The sequence below is a fragment of the Aurantimonas sp. 22II-16-19i genome (assembly GCF_002088275.1).
Taxonomy (GTDB): Bacteria; Pseudomonadota; Alphaproteobacteria; order Rhizobiales; family Rhizobiaceae; genus Jiella.
Genome location: NZ_AQQS01000050.1, coordinates 1 through 22,402, shown reverse-complemented (window position 1 = coordinate 22,402; position 22,402 = coordinate 1). Strand labels below are relative to the sequence as shown.

The 22,402-nt window shown below is 68.5% G+C and carries 19 protein-coding genes, 1 tRNA gene and 1 pseudogene; 14 read left to right on the top strand and 7 right to left on the bottom strand.

The features are described 5' to 3' along the window. Nucleotides 1-9: 9 nt before the first annotated feature. Nucleotides 10-783, bottom strand: a complete 774-nt coding sequence (locus ATO4_RS24915) for an SDR family oxidoreductase (RefSeq protein ID WP_083594529.1) — start codon at nt 781-783, stop codon at nt 10-12. Nucleotides 784-1,107: 324 nt separating this feature from the next. Here ATO4_RS24915 and ATO4_RS24910 point away from each other — a divergent pair, with 324 nt between their 5' ends. The 4 genes from ATO4_RS24910 (at nt 1,108) to ATO4_RS24895 (ending at nt 5,193) form a co-directional block, all read left to right on the top strand. Beyond that, on the top strand, nt 1,108-2,721 hold the full coding sequence (locus tag ATO4_RS24910) for a BCCT family transporter (protein ID WP_083594563.1): 1,614 nt from the start codon (nt 1,108-1,110) through the stop codon (nt 2,719-2,721). 90 nt (nt 2,722-2,811) lie between these two features. Beyond that, nucleotides 2,812-3,189, top strand: coding sequence for a fluoride efflux transporter CrcB (crcB, locus tag ATO4_RS24905; protein WP_083594527.1), 378 nt, complete (start codon nt 2,812-2,814; stop codon nt 3,187-3,189). Nucleotides 3,190-3,373: 184 nt separating this feature from the next. Then, on the top strand, nt 3,374-4,204 hold the full coding sequence (locus ATO4_RS24900; RefSeq protein WP_083594525.1) for an aspartyl/asparaginyl beta-hydroxylase domain-containing protein: 831 nt from the start codon (nt 3,374-3,376) through the stop codon (nt 4,202-4,204). A gap of 26 nt (nt 4,205-4,230) precedes the next feature. Beyond that, a complete protein-coding gene (locus tag ATO4_RS24895) occupies nt 4,231-5,193 on the top strand; it encodes an NAD(P)-dependent oxidoreductase (protein WP_083594523.1) in 963 nt (320 codons plus the stop codon). Nucleotides 5,194-5,205: 12 nt separating this feature from the next. On the opposite strand, the gene ATO4_RS24890 is transcribed toward ATO4_RS24895, so the two are convergent. From ATO4_RS24890 to ATO4_RS24880, 3 genes are read right to left on the bottom strand one after another with little or no spacing between them, the layout of a single operon-like run. After that, on the bottom strand, nt 5,206-8,625 hold the full coding sequence (locus ATO4_RS24890; protein WP_083594521.1) for an error-prone DNA polymerase: 3,420 nt from the start codon (nt 8,623-8,625) through the stop codon (nt 5,206-5,208). Nucleotides 8,626-8,640: 15 nt separating this feature from the next. Then, nucleotides 8,641-10,239: a DNA polymerase Y family protein gene (locus ATO4_RS24885; RefSeq protein ID WP_083594519.1), complete on the bottom strand. Its 1,599-nt coding sequence runs from the start codon at nt 10,237-10,239 to the stop codon at nt 8,641-8,643. After that, nucleotides 10,148-10,909 carry a damage-inducible protein gene (locus tag ATO4_RS24880; protein WP_083594518.1) on the bottom strand — a complete coding sequence of 254 codons (762 nt, stop codon included), beginning with the start codon at nt 10,907-10,909 and terminating at the stop codon, nt 10,148-10,150. The genes ATO4_RS24885 and ATO4_RS24880 overlap by 92 nt, the downstream gene beginning before the upstream one ends. 383 nt (nt 10,910-11,292) lie before the next feature. Between ATO4_RS24880 and ATO4_RS24875 the strand changes: the two genes are divergently transcribed. From ATO4_RS24875 to ATO4_RS24860, 4 genes and pseudogenes are all read left to right on the top strand, one after another. Then, on the top strand, nt 11,293-11,556 hold the full coding sequence (locus ATO4_RS24875; protein ID WP_083594516.1) for a type II toxin-antitoxin system ParD family antitoxin: 264 nt from the start codon (nt 11,293-11,295) through the stop codon (nt 11,554-11,556). Next, nucleotides 11,553-11,853: pseudogene (locus ATO4_RS24870) on the top strand (type II toxin-antitoxin system RelE/ParE family toxin). The gene ATO4_RS24875 and the pseudogene ATO4_RS24870 overlap by 4 nt, the downstream one beginning before the upstream one ends. 73 nt (nt 11,854-11,926) lie before the next feature. After that, on the top strand, nt 11,927-14,032 hold the full coding sequence (locus ATO4_RS24865) for a molybdopterin oxidoreductase family protein (protein ID WP_083594514.1): 2,106 nt from the start codon (nt 11,927-11,929) through the stop codon (nt 14,030-14,032). Between the two features lie 47 nt (nt 14,033-14,079). Next, nucleotides 14,080-14,619: a DUF2778 domain-containing protein gene (locus ATO4_RS24860; RefSeq protein WP_139802683.1), complete on the top strand. Its 540-nt coding sequence runs from the start codon at nt 14,080-14,082 to the stop codon at nt 14,617-14,619. Nucleotides 14,620-14,721: 102 nt separating this feature from the next. Here the strand turns inward: ATO4_RS24860 and ATO4_RS24855 are convergent, their stop codons facing one another. Further along, a complete protein-coding gene (locus ATO4_RS24855; RefSeq protein WP_083594509.1) occupies nt 14,722-15,132 on the bottom strand; it encodes an MAPEG family protein in 411 nt (136 codons plus the stop codon). Nucleotides 15,133-15,281: 149 nt separating this feature from the next. On the opposite strand from ATO4_RS24855, the gene ATO4_RS24850 reads away from it, so the two are divergent. From ATO4_RS24850 to ATO4_RS24825, 6 genes are all read left to right on the top strand, one after another. Beyond that, nucleotides 15,282-15,854, top strand: a complete 573-nt coding sequence (locus ATO4_RS24850; protein ID WP_083594507.1) for an NnrU family protein — start codon at nt 15,282-15,284, stop codon at nt 15,852-15,854. A gap of 113 nt (nt 15,855-15,967) precedes the next feature. Beyond that, entirely contained in the window at nt 15,968-17,170 is a 1,203-nt protein-coding gene (locus tag ATO4_RS24845; protein WP_083594560.1) for a tetratricopeptide repeat protein, read from the top strand. A 40-nt stretch (nt 17,171-17,210) separates the two neighbouring features. Next, nucleotides 17,211-18,674 (top strand): ribosome biogenesis GTPase Der, encoded by a 1,464-nt coding sequence (der, locus tag ATO4_RS24840; RefSeq protein WP_083594504.1) that lies wholly within the window; start codon nt 17,211-17,213, stop codon nt 18,672-18,674. A 190-nt stretch (nt 18,675-18,864) separates the two neighbouring features. Further along, nucleotides 18,865-19,956, top strand: a complete 1,092-nt coding sequence (locus ATO4_RS24835; RefSeq protein WP_245308920.1) for a cell wall hydrolase — start codon at nt 18,865-18,867, stop codon at nt 19,954-19,956. Nucleotides 19,957-20,164: 208 nt separating this feature from the next. After that, nucleotides 20,165-20,809, top strand: coding sequence for a 2-dehydro-3-deoxy-phosphogluconate aldolase (locus ATO4_RS24830; RefSeq protein WP_083594558.1), 645 nt, complete (start codon nt 20,165-20,167; stop codon nt 20,807-20,809). A 143-nt stretch (nt 20,810-20,952) separates the two neighbouring features. After that, nucleotides 20,953-21,027, top strand: a tRNA-Gly gene (locus tag ATO4_RS24825). A 162-nt stretch (nt 21,028-21,189) separates the two neighbouring features. Here the strand turns inward: ATO4_RS24825 and ATO4_RS24820 are convergent. Both ATO4_RS24820 and ATO4_RS24815 read right to left on the bottom strand, forming a co-directional pair. Then, a complete protein-coding gene (locus tag ATO4_RS24820; RefSeq protein ID WP_280940522.1) occupies nt 21,190-22,197 on the bottom strand; it encodes an oligopeptide/dipeptide ABC transporter ATP-binding protein in 1,008 nt (335 codons plus the stop codon). Further along, a partial coding sequence (locus tag ATO4_RS24815) for an oligopeptide/dipeptide ABC transporter ATP-binding protein (RefSeq protein WP_348626481.1) occupies nt 22,190-22,402 on the bottom strand: 213 nt, incomplete at its 5' end. The genes ATO4_RS24815 and ATO4_RS24820, both read right to left, overlap by 8 nt.

Here is a 22,402-nt window from a genome sequence, read left to right as displayed (position 1 = left end):
GCTCGCCCGTCAGATCGCCGTCAGGCCGCCGTCGATCGCGTGGACGGCACCGTTGACATAGGTCGAATCGTCCGACGCGAGGAAGGCGACGACGCCGGCGACCTCCGAGACGAGGCCGTAGCGTCGGGCAGGGATGCCACGGGCGCGCTTGGCCTCCTCGGATCCGATGGCATCGTCGAGGCGGCCCATCATCTTGCTGCGGATCGGGCCGGGGGCGATGCAGTTGACCCGGACGCCGTGCGGCGCTGCCTCGGTGGCGGCGACCCGCGTCAGGCCGACGACGGCGTGCTTGCTGGCATTGTAGCCCCACATGCCGGGTGAGCCCGTTACCCCCGACGCGCTGGCGGCGTTGACGATCGAGCCGGAGCCCCGGGCCTGCATGACCGGCAAAACGTGCTTCAGGCCGAGGAAGACGCCCTCGACATTGACCGCCATCACCCGGCGAAAGTCCTCGAGGGCATAGTCGGCGATGCGGGCGACGGGGCCGCCGATGCCGGCATTGTTGAAGAAGACGTCGATTGTCCCGGTGACGGTGAGGGCCTGCGCCACATAGGCGCGCACCGAAGCCTCGTCGGTGACGTCGGCCTCGATGACGGCGAGATCGCCGCCGAGCGCCTTTTCCAGTGCGGCGAAATCGGTGCCGGGCCGGTCGACGGCGACGATCCGGGCGCCGCGCTGCGCCAGAAGCGCGGCGGTGGCGGCGCCGATCGCGCCGGCGGCTCCGGTGATCAGCGCGAGTCGGTTTTCGAGCGGCCGGTGCCGGAGCGGATCGCCTGCGTTCATCGTCTGCGTCTCCCTGTCGCGCCGCCGGCCCGGCCGGAGCGTCGTTGCGTCCTCTCCCCGGGATTACAGCCGAATGGCGTCGCCGGCCAAGGATTGTGGCGACGGGCGGCTCGCCGCCAGCGGCTCGAAGGCAAGGGCAAGGGCGGCTCCGGGCAGGCGGATGCCATGGCGCGCTGCCACAAAACGGCGAAAAGGTGCCGTCCGGGGTTGAACAGCAGCGGCAGACGCCATCTAATCGCCGAGACGACGACGGGCCGGACGGCGGCCCCTGTTCGACCGCGCGCCCGACGAGGCGCCTTTTTTCATTTGAACGACGAGGTCTCGATGTCCACCGACCAGACCACCGATATTCCCGACGTGTCGGTGACCGACTACGAAGTCGGCCAGGACAACATCCAGCGTTTCGGGCTCGACATCCACAATCCGGTGTTTCCGATCTCGGCCAGCGTGATCATCGCCTTCGTGGCCTTCACGCTGCTGTTCCCCACCTTGGCCGACGGCTTCTTCGGCTGGCTGCGCCCGGCCATCACCTCGACCTTCGACTGGTTGTTCATCCTCGCCGGCGACATCTTCGTCCTGTTCTGCCTGTTCCTGGTGGTCTCGCCGCTCGGCAAGATCCGCCTCGGCGGCAAGGATGCCCAGCCGGACTTCGGCTATTTCGGCTGGTTCGCCATGCTGTTTGCCGCCGGCATGGGCATCGGCCTGATGTTCTACGGCGTCTCCGAGCCGATCACCCACTTCTCCGCGGCCATGGCAGGCGGTTCCGACGCGCCGCTGATGGGCGCTGCCGGCGACACCGAGGCGGCGCGCCGGCTCGGCATGGCGGCGACGATCTACCATTGGGCGCTGCACCCCTGGGCGATCTATGCGGTGGTGGCGCTGGCGCTCGCCTTCTTCAGCTACAACTGGGGCCTGCCGCTGACCATGCGCTCGGTGTTCTATCCGATGCTCGGCGACAAGGCCTGGGGCTGGCCGGGCCACGTCATCGACATCCTCGCCGTCTTCGCGACGCTGTTCGGCCTCGCCACCTCCCTCGGCTTCGGCGCCGAACAGGCGGTCGGCGGCCTCAACTATCTCTTCGGCATCCCCGACACGATGCTCTCCAACATCGTGCTGATCGTCCTGATCACCGGCGTCGCGCTGATCTCGGTGGTGGCCGGTCTCGATGCCGGCGTCCGGCGGCTGTCGGAAGTCAACATGGTGCTGGCGCTGGCGCTCCTGCTCTTCATCTTCTTCGTCGGCCCGACGCTGCAGCTCGTCCAGGGCTTCTTCGGCAACACGGTCGCCTATCTGCGCGAGTTCATCCCGCTGTCGAACCCCTTCGGCCGGGTGGACGACGGCTACCGCACCGGCTGGACGACCTTCTACTGGGCCTGGTGGATGAGCTGGTCGCCCTTCGTCGGCATGTTCATCGCGAGGGTGTCGCGCGGCCGCACGGTGCGGGAATTCATCACCTGCGTCCTGATCATCCCGACCATCGTCTCGATCATCTGGATGACGGTCTTCGGCGGCACCGCGCTGACCGAGACGATCGGCGGCTTTTCCGGCATCGTCGACGCCGATCTCGAGGTGAAGCTGTTCGCGATGCTCGGCCAGCTGCCGCTCTCCCAGATCAGCTCCTTCATCGGCATCGTCCTCGTCATCGTCTTCTTCGTCACCTCGTCGGATTCGGGATCGCTGGTGATCGACACGATCACCGCCGGCGGCAAGCTCGACGCGCCGGTGCCGCAGCGGATCTTCTGGGCGACCTTCGAGGGCCTGGTGGCGATCACGCTGCTGCTCGGCGGCGGGCTGGCGGCGCTGCAGGGCGCGGCGATCGCCACGGGCTTTCCCTTCGCCATCCTGCTGCTGTTCCTGTGCTGGTCGACCTGGAAGGGCCTTGCGGCCGAACGCAAGCAGCCCTTCCTCGAAAAGATGAAGGCGCAGGGCAAGATCTAGGCGCGGGCCCGCCCTCCAATCGCTTCTTCCCGGTCGGTGCCCCAGGCGCCGGCCGGTTCTCGTTCAAACGACGAATGTCTGGTGTGATCGATGTATCAGCTCTTCCTCGTGGCGCTCGGCGGCGGCATCGGCGCGGCGCTGAGGCATCTGTCGGGCCTTGCCGCCATGCGGCTCCTGGGGGCGGGGTTTCCCTATGGCACGATGTTCGTGAACGTCGTCGGCTCCTTCGTCATGGGCGTCTTCATCGAGCTCCTCTCGCGCCGCTTCGGCGGCTCGGCGGAATTGCGGCTGTTCGTCGCCACCGGGGTCCTCGGCGGCTTCACCACCTTTTCCTCCTTCTCGCTCGACACGGCGTTTCTCTACGAGCGCGGCGACGTCGCACTGGCGGCGATCTACGTGATCGGCTCGGTGGTGATCGGCATCGCGGCGCTGTTCGCGGGGCTCGCCCTGGTGCGTGCGCTCGCCTGACGAGCCTGTGGCTCTGCCAGTGATATGGTGGACGAACGATTGGCTCTTGCCTCGCGGCTGGCGTGAGGCGTATGGCGACGCCGCGGAAATCGCACGCCGTACCGTCGGCACGACGCGACGATTCCCCTGAGCGAGAGCGACTGCGCCCGTCCGCAGCCCTCCCTGTGGCGTCCGGAGCGCTGTGATGAAACGCAAGACGAAGAAACTGATCCGCCGCATCGCCATCGCGGTGCCCCTGGCGATCCTCTGCCTCTGGCTGATCCCCGTCATCACCCTGACCTTCATCGTCTGCGGGCTGATCGACGTGTCGCGCAACAGGGGCCGGACGCCGCTGACCTTCAGCCGCTACTTCATGGGCAACGGCATCCCGACCTGGCTGCTGTCGCCCTTCAACCTGTTCATCGACCTCGTCAGCTACCGAAATCCCGGCGTGTGGCGGCTCGAAGACTTCCCGCCGGAGTGGCGGGCCGAGATCGAGACGGTGCTCGATACCTTCCGGGCCAACAAGCGGGAGATCATCGCCGACATCGACCAGCAGTTCGGCGAGGGCCGGCGCGGCATGTATGTCTATCGGTGGTACGGCAAGCGCTTCGTCGACAACGTGCCGGCGTTCAACCGCGACTTCAGATACGTCAAGACGATCGCCGTCTCGGTGTTCTCCGGCAAGGAATCGACGACCTGGCACTACGGGCCGCTGCGGCTGACGCTGCGGGTCCTGCTCAATCTCGATCCGGCCGACAGCGACCGGGTGTTCATCGAGTGCAACGGCGCCCGGCATCTGTGGCGGGACGACCCGCTCTACATCTTCGACGACACGCTGTTCCACCAGTCGGTGAACGAGGTCGATGCGCGGCGCTACAACGTCTTCATGGACGTGATCCGGCCGAGCCCGGTACCGGACTTCCTGTCGGCGCTGCTGGTCGGGGTCTCGGCGCTGGCTGACCGGCTGAAGGCGATGTTCTACAAGAACTGGAAGATGATCGACCGGCGCGGCGCGGCAAGCCCGGCGGCCTGAGCACCGGGGCGAGCGGAGGCGAGACGATGCGGATACTGCTGACCGGTTCGTCCGGCTGGCTCGGCCGGTTCCTAGCGCCGAAGCTGCGGGCGCGCGGCGACGCGGTGATCGGCCTCGACGTCGCGCCGGGGGCCGATACCGCCATCGTCGGCACGGTGGCGGATCGCGCGCTCGTCGACCGTGCATTTGCCGACCACGGCATCGAGGCGGTGATCCATGGCGGCGCGCTGCACAAGCCGGACATCGCGCGCTACCCGCGACAAGCCTTCGTGGACGTCAACGTGACCGGGACGCTCAACCTCCTCGAAGCCGCCGCGGCGGCCGGGCACGACCGCTTCGTCTTCACCTCGACCACCTCGCTGATGATTTCTCAGGCGATCCGCGCCGAGGCGGGCGAGGCGGCGGTGTGGCTGGACGAGACGACCGGGCCGCTCGCCCCGCGCAACGTCTATGGCGTGACCAAGCTTGGCGCCGAAGGTCTGTGCCGGCTGTTCCACCTCGAACACGGGCTGAACACGATCGTCCTGCGGACGGCGCGGTTCTTTCCCGAGGAGGACGACACGCTCGATCACCTGCCGGGGGAGAACCTCAAGGCCAACGAGTTCCTGAACCGGCGGCTGACCGTCGAGGACGCCGCCGACGCCCACATCGCGGCGCTCGACCGGGCGCCGGAGCTCGGCTTCGCGCTGTTCGTCGTCTCGGCGCCGACGCCGTTCCAAAGACACGAGGCGGCGGCGCTGAAGGCCGATGCGGCCGGGGTGATCGGCCGGCATTTCCCGCATGCCGCCGAGATCTATGCGCGGCGCGGCTGGCAGCTGCCGCGGTCGATCGGCCGGGTCTACGATGCGGGGCTGATGGAGCGCCGCCTCGGCTTTCGCTGCCGGACGGATTTTTCCGCGATCCTCGAGGCGCTGGAGACGGGGGCGCCGCTGCCCTTCCATCACGATCCGGCCTATGTCTCGCCGAAGGAAGGGCGAGCCGGGTCCTGAGGCAGCGACAGTTCAGCGGAAATTGCGTGCCTTCACCCTGATCGTGTCGATGTGGAGGTCCGGGATGTAGATGTCCCGGGTCCTGACCGCCCGGGGCGGGGCCTCGCGGGGGTCCGGCGAGGGCGGGCCGTGGTGGAACTCGTCGCCGCGCCCGTGGGGCAGCGGGAAGGGCGCATCGCGCTCGCCGATCCCGGCCAGCGCGGCGGAGTGGTCGGTCAGCTTGTGGACGACGAGATGCACCACCTCGCCCTCGCGCTGGATGCGCCCATGGGCGGAGATCATCGACGCCGTCAGGACGATGCGGCGGAACTTTTCGAACATCTTCGGCCAGACGACGAGATTGGCGATGCCGCTCTCGTCCTCCATGGTGATGAACATGACGCCCTTGGCGCTGCCCGGCCGCTGGCGCACCAGGACGAGGCCGGCCGATTCCAGCCAGCGCCCGTCGCGGGCCGCCATCGCCGCGGCGCAGGGGACGATGCGCCGCCGCGCCAGCTCCGGGCGCAAAAACGACACCGGATGGGCGCGCAGCGACAGGCCGACATGGCGGTAGTCGCCGACCACCTCGCCGCCCGCCGCCATCGGGCGCAGCGTCACCGCCGGCTCGTTCAGCTCCGGCACGGCGGAGGCTTCGCCGCCAGTGCTTGCGGGCTCGTCCCCTGATGCCCCGTCCCTTGCCGCCCCATCCCTTGCCGCAGCCTCGCTGGCGGCGGCGAACAGCGGCAGCGGCTCGTCCCGGAGCGCCCGGATCGCCCACAGCGCCTCGCGCCGGCCAAGGCCGAGGGCGGCGCGATAGGCATCGGCCTCGGCGAGGCGGGTGAGGGCCGCGACCGGCACGCCCGCCCGGCGCCAGAGGTCTTCCACCGAGGCGAAGGGCGTCTCGCCCCGCGCCGCCAGGATCGCCGCGGCATCCTTGTTGGCGAGGCCCTTGACCATGCGCAGGCCGAGGCGGACGGCGAGGCGGCGATCATCGAACCCGTCGTCCGCCGGCTGCCCGTGCCCCTCGCTTCCGCGCTGGCCGGTCCGGCCGTGCGGCATCCTGTCGTCAGGCTCCAGCGTGCAGTCCCAGCGCGAATGAGCGACCGAGACCGGGCGGATCGTCACGCCGTGGTCGCGGGCGTCCCGGACGATCTGGGCGGGGGCGTAGAAGCCCATCGGCTGGGCGTTGAGCAATGCTGCGCAGAAGACGTCCGGATGCCAGCATTTCAGCCAGGACGAGGCATAGGCGACGAGGGCGAAGGAGGCGGCGTGGCTCTCCGGAAAACCATAGGAGCCGAAGCCCTCGAGCTGGCGGAAGGTGCGCTCGGCGAAGTCCTGCTCGTAGCCGTTCTTCATCATGCCGGCGACGAGCTTGTCCCGGAAGGCCGAGACCCCGCCGGTGAACTTGAAGGTCGCCATGGATTTGCGCAGCTGGTCGGCCTCGCCGGGGGTGAAGCCGGCGCATTCGATGGCGACGCGCATCGCCTGTTCCTGGAACAGCGGCACGCCCAGGGTCTTGCCGAGCACCTTTTCGAGCTCGGGCCTCGGATACTCGACCTTCTCCTTGCCCTCGCGGCGGCGCAGATAGGGATGCACCATGTCGCCCTGGATCGGTCCGGGGCGCACGATCGCCACCTGGACGACGAGGTCGTAATAGGTGGTCGGCTTCAGCCGCGGCAGCATCGACATCTGGGCGCGGGATTCGATCTGGAAGGTGCCGAGCGTGTCGGCCTTGCGGATCATCGCATAGGTCCTCGGATCCTCGGCGGGGATGGTCGAAAGATCGAGGTCGAGACCCTTGTGGTCTTTGAGAAGATCAAGGCCGCGCTTCATGCAGGAGAGCATGCCCAGCGCCAGGACGTCGACCTTCATGAATTTCAACGCGTCGATGTCGTCCTTGTCCCATTCGACCACCTGCCGCCCGTCCATCGCCGCCGGCTCGATCGGCACGAGGTCGTCGAGCCGGGCGTTGGTGAGGACGAAGCCGCCCGGATGCTGGGAGAGATGCCGGGGAAAGCCGCGCAGCTCGCCGGCAAGCTCCAGCGTCATCCTGAGGCGCCGGTCCGACAGGTTGAGGTTCAACTCCTTCAGGTGTTCCGGATCGACCGGCCCCTCCGACCAGCCCCAGACCTGGCCGGAGATCTGCGTGATCAGATCCTCCGGCAGGCCGAGCGCCTTGCCGACGTCGCGCAGCGCCCCCTTGGTGCGGTAGCGGATGACCGTCGAGCAGAGCGCCGCGCGGTCGCGGCCATAGGTGTCGAAGATCCACTGGATGACGATCTCGCGCCGCTCGTGCTCGAAGTCGACGTCGATGTCCGGCGGCTCGCGGCGCTCCTCCGAGACGAAGCGCTCGAACAGAAGATCGGAGCGGGCCGGATCGATGGCGGTGATGCCGAGGACGTAGCAGACGGCGGAATTGGCCGCCGAGCCCCGGCCCTGGCAGAGGATGTCCTTGGAGCGGGCGAAGCGGACGATGGAATTCACCGTCAGGAAATAGGGGGCGTAGTTCAGCCGGCCGATCAGCGCGAGCTCGTGGGCAAGGCTCGCGCGCACCTTCTCCGGCAGCCCCTCCGGATAGCGCTCGGCGGCGCCTTCGAAGGTCAGCTTCTCCAGGGTCTGCTGAGGGGTGAGCGCCGGGTCGTCGCGCTCCTCGGGATACTGATAGGCGATCTCGTCCATGGAGAAGCGGCAGCGCTCCATGATCTCCACCGTCCGCGCCAGGGCCTCCGGGTAGCGCGCGAACAGCCGGTGCATCTCCTGCGGCGGCTTCAGGTGCCGGTCGGCATGGCGCTCGCGGCGAAAGCCCAGCTGGTCGATGGTGGTGTTGTGGCGGATCGCGGTGACGACGTCCTGCAGGATGCGCCGGCCGGGCGCGTGGAAGAGGACGTCGTTGGTGACCACCGTCGCCACTCCCGCCTCGGCGGCGAGGGCCGACAACTGGTGCAACCGCAGCCGGTCGCCGGGCCGGCGGAACAGGGTGAGGGCGAGGCAGGCCCGGTCGCCGAAGGTGGCGGCGAGCCGTTCGGCCTCACGCCGGCAGGCCGCGTCCGCGGCATCGGGAACGAGGATGGCGATCAGCCCGTCCTGGTGGTCGGCGAGGTCGTCCCATTCGAGATGGCACTTGCCCTTGCCGGCGCGCTTCTTGCCGAGGGACAACAGCCGGCAGAGCCGCGAATAGGCGGCCAGCGTCGTCGGATAGACGAGGACCGGCAGGCTGTCGGCAAGGTCGAGCCGGCAGCCGACGACGAGCCTCACCCCGGTCGCCTTCGCCGCCTCGTGGGCGCGCACCATGCCGGCGAGCGAATTGCGGTCGGCGATCCCGAGCGCCTTCACCCCCATCAGCGCGGCGGTGGCAAACAGCTCCTCCGGCGAGGAGGCGCCGCGCAGGAAGCTGAAATGGGTGGTGACCTGCAGCTCGGCATAGGCCGGGCCGCTCGCATCGGGGCGAAACATGCGGGGGCGGCTCCGTCAGCCGAACAGGCCATGGAGAAACCAGCGCTGCGAGCCGGTGCCCCTGTCCTCGCCATCGCCGGAGCGGAAGATCCAGAAGCGCTCGCCGCCCTCCGCCTCGACCTGGAAATAGTCGCGCACGGCGGCAAGCTCGGCATCGCGCTTCCACCACTCGCCGAAGATCCGCTCCGGCCCGTCGGCGGCGCGCACCCTTCGCCTGACGCCGCGCCAGGTGAAGGAGGCGGGCGGGTGATCGGGCAACAGCGCCAGGGTCTCGATCGGCTCGGGCCGCCTGAGCAGCCGGGCGGGCCGCGGCCAGTCGCGCCGCCAGGTCTCGCCGGTCTCGGGCGCGAGCGCCGGGATGCGCCGGACCGAGCGCTCCGGCACGTCGCTCTCGACCGGGGCGAGGCGGTAGAGCCGGTCCGCGCCGACCCGGTTGGCGATGACGTCGATGAGGCTCGACACGTCGGGCAGGATCTCGTCGGTCAGCGCGGCGAGCCTCTGGTGGGGGCTGAGCGGCTCGGAGAGGGTGGCCAGAAGGGTCATCCGCTCGATGCCGAAGCCCGGGGCGATCGTCTCGATCCGGTCGCAGAGGAGGCGGGTGAGCCGGGCGACGTCGCGCACCGGCCGCGCCGTGGAGACGCGGACCGCCTCGACCCGGTCGTCCACCCGGCGGCAGAGCAGGTCGAGCCGGCGCACGCCGAGGCCCTTTTCCTCCAGCTCGGCGCAGAGCTGGACGACGAGCTTGCCGACATAGCGGGCGATGGTCTCGGCGGCGCCGATCGGCTCGGCGAAATTGCGCTGCGCCTCGACGGTCTCGGGCAGCCGCAGCGGCTCGATGGGTTCGGATCGCCGGCCGCTGGCCTCGTCGAGCCGGCGGGTCAGTTGCGCGCCGAAGCGCAGCGCCAGCGGCGCGCGGGGCGCTTCGAGAACGTCGCCGATGGTGGAAAAGCCGAGGTCGCGCAGGGCTTCTGAGGTTTCGCGGCAAAGCCGCAGGGCCTCCACCGGCAGGGGGCGCAGGATCGCCATGCCGTGCCGCGGCGGGGCGACGAGGACGGGCTCGGCACTGTTGCGGGCCAGCGCATGGGCGGCGCCCCAGCTGTCGGCGAGGGCGGCGCGGGCGGTGATCCCGGCGGCGGCGAGGCGCTCGACCAGCGCCTGCAGCATCGCCGCCTCGCCGCCATGCAGGTGGTCCGCCCCGGTGGAATCGATGACGATGCCGTCCGTCCCGTCGACGGCGACGATCGGCGAGAAGCGTTCCAGCACCCACAGCGCCAGCCGCTCCAGCGCCGCGGCATCGGCGGCGCGATCATGCTCCTCGGTGTCGAGGTCGGCGACAAGCGCCGTCGCCGTCGCCGCGGCCATGCCCGGGCGAAGACCGCCGGCGCGGGCGGCGCCGTCGGTCGCCGTCACCACCCGGCGGTTCTTCTCCCGCCCGATCAGGACCAGCGGCAGGTCCACCGGTGTCTTGCCGGCCGTGCCGCCGGCCGAATCCTCGGACGAAAGCCTGGGCCACGTAACGCCCTCATGCGCTGGCCCGGCGAGGGGCCCGTTCCGCAGGCGGCGCAGCCGATCGGTCGGAAAGGTCGGAAGGAAAAGCGAGACGACCCGTCTCATCGCAGGCCTCCAGTTCGAGATCGGCGGTCGTGCCGCCACGGCAACGGATGAGTTCGACCCGCCAGCGGGCCCGGCCGATGCCGGGCACCGGCAAGGGCGCTGCGGGAGACGCGGAGATGCGCCAGCGGGTGGCGGCAGCCGTCGGCCGCCCGACCTCGACGGTCTCGTTCGGCCGCGACCAGCGGCGCAGCAGGATCGCGAGGCATCCGGTCTTCTCGGCCGCAAGGTTGAGGCGCCGCGAGGCGGTCATCGACAGGCGCGCCACCTCGCCGACGACCACCACCGGGCCGCCATGGGCGAGGCCTTCCTCCATGCAGGCGAGGACGGTCTTCTCGTCCTTCGCCTCGACATAGATCACCCGGTCGGGGGCGAGTCCGACCTGGGCCAGCGCCGGGGCGAAGAGATCCGGCCGCGACAGGCACCACAGCACCTTGCCCCTGGTGCGCGCGGCGATCCCCGCGGCAAACAGCGCGGCAGCCGGGCCGTCGCCGGCATTCTGGCCGCCGCCGGCGATCTCGTGGGTGACGCCGCGCGAAAGGCCGCCCTCCGGCAGCCGCTCGTCCAGGGCCTCGACGCCGAAGGCGAGCGCCGATTTCGCCCGCCGCCTGCCGCCCTGGATCCTGTCGATCCGGGCGCGCAATGACTCTATGTCATCCGGCGGTGCGGTCATGGGGACAGGGGCGGACGACACTTCGCGAAGACTCCTCGGCGGGAATATGTTCCTCTTTTGTTCTATAGACCGCTCCCTTTGAGTCAAGCGGCGGAATGGCGCCGGGCGGGCGTGCGAAGGCCGCGCCGAGGCTGGCTCGAAGCCGAAACCCCGGAGTCCCATGGGCTTGGCCAAGTCCTGACACGGGAACACGAAATTTTGTCGCGAGGACAAATTGGATGGTCGCTTTTGAGGGAGCGAGCCTCACCGCGCTTCGGTGAGACGGGATGCCGTCGCATCGACGGGGCATCGTCTCTGGAAGGGGCAAAGCTGGCGTCCCTCCGTGGAAGGGCGCCGCGTCTTGTGATAATTGTTATCAACCTGGAAGGCGATGAGAGGATGCCATGGCGAGCAGCGCCAATCTCGGTCAGTCCCTGGAAGACTACGTGACCAGCCTCGTCAAAAGCGGACGCTACAATTCCCGCAGCGAGGTCTTGCGGGAAGGTGTCCGGCTCGTCGAGGAGCGCGAGAAACGCCTTGCCGTCCTTGATGCGGCGATCGCCAGAGGTCTTGCGGATGCCGATGCAGGCCGCGTCAAGCCGGTCCACGAGGTCACGCAACGGCTTGCGGCAAAATATGGCGCCATGGCCGATCACGGCAAACCGTGAAGGTCGTCTATGCGCAGGAAGCCGAAACCGACCTGGAAGCGATCGCAGACTATATCGCCGCGGACAATCCGAAGCGGGCCTTGAGCTTCGTGTCTCGAGATCCGCAGGATTTGCGTCGATCTCGCAATGACGCCTCATGCCTATCCTCGGGTCCTGCGCTATCGGGAGAGGGAAGTGAGACGACGATTCCACGGGAATTATTTGATTTTCTACCGGGTGGGCGACGACAGGATCGAGATCGTCCACATCATCCATGCGGCTCGGGATTACGAGGCCATCCTCTTCCCTGACGGTTGAAAATCTCGCGGCAATCGGATGATCTGCCCCCGAGGTTTTTTCCCGGCGAACGCGCCGTGCTACGGATCGTCCCATGAACAAGCCGCTTCCCATCTCCATCGGCCACAGCGCCTGTCCCCACGACTGCCCGTCGACCTGCGCCCTCGACGTCGAGATCCTCGACGGCGGGCGCATCGGCCGGGTCCGCGGCGCGGCGGAGAACGACTACACGGCGGGGGTCATCTGCGCCAAGGTGGCCCGCTATGCCGAGCGCATCCATCACGCGAACAGACTGCTGAAACCGATTCAGCGCGTTGGCGAAAAGGGCTCTGGCGAGTGGCGGGAGATCTGTTGGGACGACGCGCTGGACCTGATCGCCGAAAAGTTCCTCGCGGCCGAGATCGCGCATGGGCCGGAGGCGGTCTGGCCCTATCAATATGCCGGCACGATGGGGCTCGTGCAGCGGGACGGCATCCACCGGCTGCGCCACGCCAAGCGCTATTCGGGCCAGTTCGATTCCATCTGCACCAACATGGCCTGGAGCGGCTGGTTCGCCGGCGCCGGCGCGATGCGGGGCGCCGATCCACGCGAGATCGCCAAGTCCGACTGCGTGGTGATCTGGGGCACCAATGCGGTGGCGACGCAGGTCAACGTCATGACCCATGCGGCGAAGGCGCGGAAGGAGCGGGGCGCGAAGATCGTCGTCGTCGACATCTACGACAACGCCACCATGAAGCAGGCCGATCTCGCCTTGAAGCTTCGCCCCGGCACCGACGCCGCGCTCGCCTGCGCGCTGATGCATGTGGCGTTCCGGGACAGCACGGCGGATCGCGACTATCTCGCCAAATACACCGACGATCCGGCGGGGCTGGAGGCGCATCTCAAATCCCGGGACCCGGAATGGGCGGCTGCAATCACCGGTCTCTCCAGCGACGAGATCGAGGCCTTCGCGGCGCTCATCGGCGCGACGCCGAAAACCTTCTTCCGCCTCGGCTACGGCTTCACCCGGCAGCGCAACGGCGTCGTCGCCATGCATGCGGCGATGAGCGTGCCGGCGGTCTACGGCAACTGGCGCCACGAGGGCGGCGGCGCGTTCCACTCCAACTCCGACATCTTCGGCCTCGACAAGTCGGAGATCATGGGTGCGGCCTATCGCGACCCGTCGGTCCGCCATCTCGACCAGTCGCGCATCGGCGCGGTGCTGACCGGGGACCGGGAAGCCTTGTCCGGCGGGCCGCCGGTGACGGCGATGCTGATCCAGAACACCAATCCGGCCAATGTCTGCCCGGAGCAGCGGCTGGTGAGGCAGGGGCTTTTGCGGGGCGACCTGTTCGTCGCGGTCCACGAGCAGTTCATGACCGATACGGCCAAGCTCGCCGACCTGGTCATTCCGGCGACGATGTTCCTCGAGCATGACGACATCTATCGCGGCGGCGGCCAGAACCACATCGTGCTGGGCCCGAAGCTGGTCGATCCGCCGGCGAGCGTGCGGACCAACCACTTCGTCGTCGAGGAACTGGCGAAGCGCCTCGGCGTCTCGGACCGTCCGGGCTTCGGGCGGAGCGAGCGCGAGCTGATCGACGCGATGCTGAAGGCGAGCGGCGAGCCGGGGGGCTTCGAGGCCCTGAAGGCGGGACGCTGGATCGACAAGCAGCCGGATTTTGCGACGGCGCATTTCCTATCCGGTTTCGGCTGGCCGGACGGAAAATTCCGCTTCACGCCGGACTGGGCGGGCTCGATGGCGCCGAACCGGCCGCCGGAGAGCCTCGGGCCGCAGGGGCCGTATCGCGACCTGCCGGCCTTTCCCGACCATGTGGAACTGATCGAGACGGCGGATGCGGCCCATCCCTACCGGCTGGCGACCGCGCCGGCGCGCCAGTTCCTCAACTCCACCTTCGCCGAGACCAGCGGTTCGCGGCAGCGGGAAGGCGGCCCGGTGCTGACCATCCACCCCGAGGACGCCGCCCGCGAGGGGTTCGAGGACGGCGCGGTCGTGACGGTCGGCAACCGGCGCGGCGCCGTGCGGCTGACCCTGGCGATCAGCGACGCCGTCAAGCCCGGCGTGCTCGTCCATGAAGGGCTGTGGGCGAATTCGGACTTCCTCGACGGCGAGGGGATCAACGTCCTGACCGGCGCCGACCCGGTCGCGCCCTTCGGCGGCGCGGCGTTTCACGACAACCGGGTGTGGGTGCGGGGGTAGAGTGAATTTGGGCGACACCCTCTTGGGTTGAAAAAATGACGATGAGGATGTATCAGTTTAGCCTGCGGTTTGCGGAGGTCGACATGCACCCGATGACTGATCTCGTCTATAACGTGTGTTCGTCCAGTCTCACAGGCTCGATCGATGGCGTGAACATCGTTGCAACAGCCGTGTCGGGAGGCAGAGCAGGCTCCAAATTGGACGACGTCGTTCAAGACTTCATCGCAAATAATCCTTTCACCACGGGAATAAAGTTGAAGAACGGCGGTGTGGGTGGGGTTCTGCCGCTGACAGAGTACCGAATGCGCACACATGAAGATCGCGAGAAACGACCAAACTGGATCCGCCTTATCCCGATCCGGCCAGACGAAATGAGGGGTCGCGACGGGATGGCCATACATGGGAGTGGGCCGCGCGGCAGCGATGGCTGCATCGTGCCAACAGATTTCAACATCGTCAAAGAACTGTATCGATTGGTGAAAGCTCGTGAGGACGCTCATAAAGCAGCGCCGACACTCGCTGTCGTGGCGATTGGTGATATCGATTTCTACATCGAAAGAGCGAAAAAATACCGCTCCCTTGCATAGAATAATTGCCTAGTCTAGGCGCTAACGCCTTTTGGTGAGTCTCGACATCTATGTTTTCAGATGCCGATGATTGTCGCAGAAATTTTCCCCATCACTGCAGCTTCACACCCCCATCACCATCACCCCCGACACCACCGCCGCGATCGCCGCGCCGGCCATGGCCAGGAACGAAAGGCCGGTGCCGCCGAAGCGCTGCCAGCCCGGCGCGTCGCCGGCGGTGAAGTGCAGGGCGTGGAGGATGCGGCCGGCGGTGAGCATGATGCCGAGGCCGTGGATGACCAGCGCCGGGGTCCCGAGCAACGCGGCGAGCGCCAGGCAGATCAGCGTGATCGGGATGAACTCGATGGCGTTGGCATGGCCGCGCATGACGCGGATCATGCGGGCGTTGCCGCCATCGCCCATGAAGACCTTCTCCTGATTGCGGATCCGGCCCGTCTGCACCGCCAGCCAGATGAGGACGGCGCTGTTCAGCCCCGCATAGATCGCGACGGCGGCAAGGCCCAGGGTGTTCATGCGAAATTCATCCTCCGCTGCGCGATGAAGCATCGTTTCTCGTGTTGCGGAAGGTGTATCAGAGACAGGCGGCCAGACGAAGCGTCCGGACGGGCGGCGCCGGGCCGGGCGGGCGAATTCTCGCGCTGCCGTTTCCTTTGGGGCGCGACATGGTCACACTCGTCATCGGACTGGTCATCTTTCTCGGCATCCATTCGTTCCGGATCGTTTCCGAGAGGGGCCGCGCAGCCACCATCCACCGGCTCGGCGAGATGCGCTTCAAGGGCGTCTATTCCGTCCTGGCTCTCATCGGGCTCGTCCTCGTCGTCCATGGCTATGGCGCCGCCCGCATCGACCAGGGGCTGGTCTACGCGCCGCTGCCGGGCCTGCGCCATCTGGCGCTGGTCCTGGTGCCGGCCGGCTTCGTCCTCGTCGCGGCCGCCTATGTGCCGGCGGGGCGGATCAAGATGGCTGTGCGCCATCCGATGGTGCTCGGCATCGCGCTCTGGTCCCTCGGCCATCTCCTCACCAATGGCGGCACCGCCGACGTCGTCCTGTTCGGCGCCTTCTTCGTCTGGTCGGTGATCGACTATCTCAATTCCCTCGGCCGCAACGTCCCGGCGCCGGGCGAGCGGCCGCGGGCCGTCGGCGACGTCGCGGCGGTCGGCATCGGGCTGGCGATCAGCGCCGCCTTTCTCGCCGGGCTGCACCAGTGGCTCGTCGGCGTTTCGCCGCTGACGTGACGGCTGCGGGCCCTCCGCTCTTTCGTCGGCGCGAAAAATCGTTAGAAGACGCTTTGATTTCCGTCGTCAGCGCCGACTTGGCCGCGGCGACGGGAAAGAAGGAAAGCGAGCGGATGAGCGACGACAGTTTTTTCAGGGAAGTCGACGAAGAGCTTCGCCATGACAAGGTCAAGGCGGTCTGGACGCGGTTCGGCACCTGGCTGCTGGTCGGCGCCGTGGTCGTCGTCGTGGGAACGGCCGCGACCGTCGGCTACGAGCACTACCGGACGACGACCGCGAACGCCGCCGGCGATCGCTACGCCGCCGCCGTGAAGCTCGCCGACGACGGTCAGTCCGAGGCGGCGGTGACGGCGCTGGAAGCCGTCGCCGCAGACGGCGTCGGCGCCTATCCGGCCCTGGCGCGGCTGTCGATCGGCGGGATCGAGGCGAAGGCCGGCCGGGCGCCGCAGGCGGTCGCGGCCTATGACGCGGTCGCCAACGACGCCGGTGCGCCGCAGGGCCTGCGCGACATGGCGGCCCTTCGCGCCGCCTATGTGCTGGTCGATTCGGGCAGCCTCGACGACGTCCGCCAGCGGGTCGAGCGCCTGTCGGGCGACAGCGACCCGTTGCGCTTTCCGGCCCGCGAGGCGATCGCGCTCGCCGCCTGGAAGGCGGGAGACGCCAGCACCGCCAAGCCGCTGCTCGAGCAACTCGTCGCCGATTCCGGCACGCCCCGCGACATTTCCGGCCGTGCCCGTATCCTGCTCGACCTGATCAATTCCGGCGCGACCGGACCGAACGCATTGCCGCCGGCAGCCGACTCAGGCGCGGCCGCAGCGCCAACGGCGCCTGCCGCCGGCGCCGACAACGGCCTCGGCACCGTCGATCTCGAGGGACTGCTCGGGGGAACCGGCGGCCCGGCAGCAGGCGAGGGCGCCGCGAGCGAAGGCGCCGCGCCGCAACCCGGCGATGCCGTCATGCCGACGACCGGTCTCGGCGTCTCCGAGGGCGGTGCGTCCGATGCGCCGGAGGCGGCCGCCCCGACGGATTCCGCACCGTCTGGTTCCGAGACGACCGCTCCCGCGACGCCGGTTCCCGGGGTCGTCGGCGGCGCCGCAGGCGAGGCAGCGCCGGAAGCCGGCGCCACGCCAGGGGCCGGGGCGCCTGAAGCCAATGCCCCGACAACCGACACGCCGACATCCGGCCAGCAAGACACCAACGCCGCGGGTACGGCTCCCGACGCTGCCGGCGCGCCTGCCGAAGACGCAGCGCCCGGCCAGCCGCAGCCGCCGGCGCAAGACGACACCACGGCGCCCGCGCAACCTGCCGGCAACTGAGCCGGAGCGCCCGCGCCCAACCAGAGGAATGAGATCCGACATGGTCACCATCGCCATCATCGGTCGACCGAACGTCGGAAAATCGACCCTGTTCAACCGCCTCGTCGGGCGGCGCCTCGCCCTCGTCGACGACCGGCCGGGCGTGACCCGCGACCGGCGCATGGGCGAGGCCCGGCTGATGGACATCGAGTTCGACGTGGTCGACACGGCCGGGCTCGAGGTCGCCGACGCGCAGACCCTGGAAGCGCGCATGCGCGCCCAGACGGAGCTGGCGATCGCCGCGGCCGATCTCTGCCTGTTCATGATCGACGTGAAGACCGGGCTGACCCCCCAGGACCAGGATTTCGCCGAGCTCCTGCGCCGGTCCGCCCGCAAGGTCGTGCTGGTCGCCAACAAGGCCGAGGCGCGGGGCTCCCAGTCGGGGTTGCTCGACGCCTATGCCATCGGGCTCGGCGAGCCGGTGGCGATTTCCGCCGAGCATGGCGAGGGCATGGGCGACCTGCGCGACGCCATGGTGGAGGCGCTGGGCCGCGCCGCCTTCCGGCCGCAGAAGCAGCCGCGCCGCGACCGCGACGACGGCATGGAGGCCGACGATGCGACGGGGGCGGCCGACGGCGCCGCAGAGGCCGGCGACATCGACCCCTCCGTCGAGGAGGTCGTCGAGGCCTATGATCCGACCAAGCCGCTGCGGCTCGCCATCGTCGGGCGTCCCAATGCCGGCAAGTCGACGCTGATCAACCGCTTTCTCGGCGAGGACCGGCTCCTGACCGGCCCCGAGGCCGGCATCACGCGCGATTCCATCTCGGTCGAATGGGAGTGGCGGGGCCGTACGATCAAGGTCTTCGACACCGCCGGCATGCGGCGCAAGGCGCGCATCCAGGAAAAGCTCGAGAAGCTCTCGGTCGCCGACGGCCTACGCGCCATCCGCTTCGCCGAGGTGGTGGTGATCGTCTTCGACGTGACCATCCCCTTCGAGCGGCAGGACCTGTCCATCGTCGACCTGATCGAGCGCGAGGGCCGCGCCCCGGTGATCGCCTTCAACAAGTGGGATCTCGTCGAGAACCGCCAGGAGCTCCTGGCCGAGCTGCGCGAGAAGACCGAGCGGCTCTTGCCGCAGGTGCGGGGCATCAAGGCGGTGACGGTGTCGGGCGAGACTGGCGAGGGCATCGACCGGTTGATGAAGGCCGTCGCAGACACCCACGAGGTGTGGAACAAGCGAGTGAGCACCGCCAAGCTCAACCAGTGGCTCGAGCGCATGCTCGCAAGACATCCGCCGCCGGCGGTCGCCGGACGACGCGTTAACGTGAAGTATATGACGCAGATCAAGTCGCGGCCACCGACATTCATTTTGTCGACGGCCCGGCCGGAAGCCCTCGGCGCATCCTATACCCGCTATCTCGTCAATGGGTTACGCGAGCAGTTCGGCTTCTTCGGGGTGCCGATCCGGCTCGCTCTGCGCAAGGCCGCGAACCCCTATGCGGGGAAAAAGAAGCGCTCGTCTTGAAAATACCAAAATTTGTTAACCAATAGACAAGGTTAATGGGGGATGTTTTAGCAGCATCTGTGGGAAGTTAGTAACAGCAAGCGGGGGCTTGATGGGGGCTGAGGGGCCGGCGGCGACAAGCCGCATGCGACGTCGTGGCGGGCGGATGGCGCGTCGTGCGTCGTTCATCGTGATTTCGGGATCGTTGCTCGTGGGGACGAGCGCGACCCGGATCGATCATCAGGACATGACCCGGCTGGTGGCCGGGGCCGATGTCGCGCAACGTGCGCATGCCTTCCTCGTGCCCAATGTCTACGGCCAGATGTCGGCCGTCGACCTCGCCTATTCCGGCGAAGAGGGCGCCCGGATGACCGCCGAGCGCGAGGCCGCCGAAAAGCTGGCCCGACGCATGGCCCTCGTCGAAAAGGGCGACGAGCCGCGGGTCCTCAGGTCCGCCAAGGCCGGCCGCGTCGCGGCGCCGCGCAGCGAGATGTCGCGCTTCGGCCTCGCCGCCGGCAAGGTCTTCGACGGCGGCGGCCTGTTCGGGCCGCGGGTCACCGGCACCGAGGCCCGGCTTCGGACTGCTTTCGCCACGATCGACCGTTCCACCCGCGATTCCGTTGCGCTCGCCACCAGCTTCAAGCTGATGGGACCGCCGAAATTCGACAAGCCGAAAGAGGACGCCACGGCGGCCGAGGACAAGGTGATGCTCGCCTCGCTCCGCCCGGCAAAGGCCGACGAGACCGGCGCCCTCGGCTACGCGCCGGCCACCGGCGGCAACCGCGCCTCCTCGCTGTTCGAGCGGGTGCTCAAGGAGCAGCCCGAGGCCTTCATCCCGCCGGTCGACGACACCGATCACTCCTGGGCGGCGACGCCCCTGCCGAAGAAGGTCTACAGCGAATCCGAGCAGACCTGTCTCGCCAACGGCATCTATTTCGAGGCGCGCGGCGAGCCCGACGAAGGCCAGGCGGCCGTCGCCCAGGTGATCCTCAACCGGGTCCGCAATCCCGCCTATCCGAACACCATCTGCGGCGTCGTCTACCAGAACAAGAACTGGCGCAACCGCTGCCAGTTCTCCTTCGCCTGCGACGGCCAAAAGGATCGCATCCGCGACGCCGGGGCCTTCTCGAGGGCCGAGGAAAACGCCCGCAAGGCGACGTCCGGCGAAAGCTGGATCACCGAGGTCGGTTCGGCGACCCACTACCACGCCAACTACGTGCGGCCCCGCTGGGCCCGGGCGATGGAGAAGGTCGACAAGATCGGCCGCCACATCTTCTACCGCACCTATGGCGGCGGCCTCTGAGGCACGGCGTCGGTGGCGGCCGGCAAAATGCCGGCCGTTGCCCCGACGAGCGTTTCCCGGGGCATGGCGCCCAGGGCATGGAGCGCAAGACATGGCGCCAGTTCGGGCGCCGTGGTTCTTCAGGATTTTTCGGCCGACCCGCTTCCCACCATGGCGCGCGATGGACTAAGTCTTCGCGCGATTCATGTTATCGGAGCGCGTCATCGCCATGAGCCAGGATTCCAAACGACTTCTCGCGATTCTGACGGCCCAGCCGGTGGTTCCCGTCGTCGCGGTGGCCAATGCCGCCGAGGGCGTCGCGCTGGCTCGGGCGCTGGTCGCCGGCGGGATCGGCTCGATCGAGGTGACCATGCGCACGCCCGCCGCCCTCGAGGCGATCCGGGCGATCGTCGCCGAGGTGCCGGAGATGGTCTGCGGCGCCGGCACGATCCTGACGCCGAAGCAGTTCGAGCAGGCGGAAGCGGCGGGGGCGGAATTCATCGTCTCGCCCGGCGCGACGGTGGAGATCCTCGATGCCGCGCGCAGCTCCGACGTGCCGCTCTTGCCCGGCTCGGCGACGCCGAGCGAGATGATGGCGATGCTGCAGGAGGGCTACGAGGTCCTGAAGTTCTTCCCGGCCGAGCAGGTCGGCGGCGCGGCCTTCCTGAAGTCGATCGCGCCGGTGATCCCGCAGCTGAAGTTCTGCCCGACCGGCGGCATCTCGATGAAGAACGTCCAGGACTATCTCGGCCTGCCCAACGTCCTGTGCGTCGGCGGCTCGTGGCTGGCGCCCAAGGACAAGGTCGCCGCCGGTGACTGGGCGGCCATCACCGCGCTCGCCCAGGAGGCGGCGGGCCTGAAGGACGCCCACTGAGGCAGGCAGGTCCGCGCGGTTGCCGCGCGGGCCGAAGACACGGATCCGGCCTCACCGGTCGGGCCCGTCGGTGCAACGAAGTCCGGCCGACACGCGAAAATCGCTTGACGGCCGAAGGGCGCGGCGGCAATGTCCGCGCTATCGCGGGTGTAGTTCAGCGGTAGAACGCAAGCTTCCCAAGCTTGATGTCGTGGGTTCGATCCCCATCGCCCGCTCCAGCTTTTCAACGAGATGCAGAAGACGAACCGGCTTTGCAGGAGTTCTGCAGGGAAGACGCATCGGCGCCTTGCAGGTCCGGGGCATCGGCTTTGTCCGGCTGATGGTGCTTCGACCGCGTGTCGCCCTCCGTTCGCCCGCCGTCTGGCAGGCGCACGCGACGATCACCCCGCGATCGCCGGGTCCGCCCGCACCTCTTCCCAGAACAGGCACGCCGCGCGGTGATCCGTGCCGACCGTCGCCAGCGGCGGCGCCTCCTCGGCGCAGACGTCGCGGGCGATCGGGCACCGCGTGCGGAAGGCGCAGCCCGACGGCGGATTGATCGGCGAGGGCGGATCGCCCTTCAGCACGGTTCGGCCGCGCGCCCGGGCGACGGCAGGATCGGGGATGGGAGCGGCCGAGAGCAGCGCCTTGGTATAGGGGTGGCCGGGATTGGCGAACACCTCGCGGCGCGGCCCGATCTCGACCACGCGCCCCAGATAGAGGACGAGGATCCGGTCGGAGACGAGGCGCACGACGGACAGGTCGTGGCTGATGAAGATCAGCGTCAGCCCCATGCGCTCTTTCAGCGCCTTCAGGAGATTGACGATCTGCGCCTGGATCGAGACGTCGAGGGCCGACACCGGCTCGTCGCAGACGATCAGCTTGGGTTCCGTCACGATGGCCCGGGCGATGCCGATGCGCTGGGCCTGGCCGCCCGAGAACTCGTGCGGGTAGCGGTTGATCATCTCCGGCGCGAGGCCGACCTCTTCCATCACCTTCTCGACGCGCTGGCGACGCTCCTTGCGGGTCAATGACGGCTCGGCGACCTTGAGCGGCTCGGCGATGATCTGGCCGACATTCATCCGCGGGTCGAGCGAGGCGACGGGATCCTGAAAGATGATCGACAGGTCCCGCCGGGCCTTGCGCATCTCGCCGGCGGAGAGATCGGTGAGGCTCCGGCCCTGCCAGACGACGCGCCCTTCGGTCGGCTCGATCAGCCGCAGGATCGAGCGGCCGAGGGTCGACTTGCCGCAGCCCGATTCCCCGACGATGCCGAGGGTCTCGCCCTTGCGAAGGGAAAAGGACACGTCGCTGACGGCCTTCAGTTCGACATTCGGCGAAAACATCGAGCCGCCGCGCAGCGAGAAGACGGTGGACAGGTGTTCGACGGACAGCAGCGTCTCAGACACCGGCGGTCTCCATGGTCTCGGCACGGCTGGTCCCGGCCCCGTCGTCGATGAAGGGGAACCAGCAGGCGGCGCGGCGACCGGTCTCGACTTCGGCCAGCGGCGGGCGCTCGGCGCGGCACTTGTCTTCGGCAAACCGGCAGCGCGGGTGGAACGGGCAGCCCTGCGGCGGGTGGATCAGATCCGGCGGGCGGCCGCCGATCGGCTC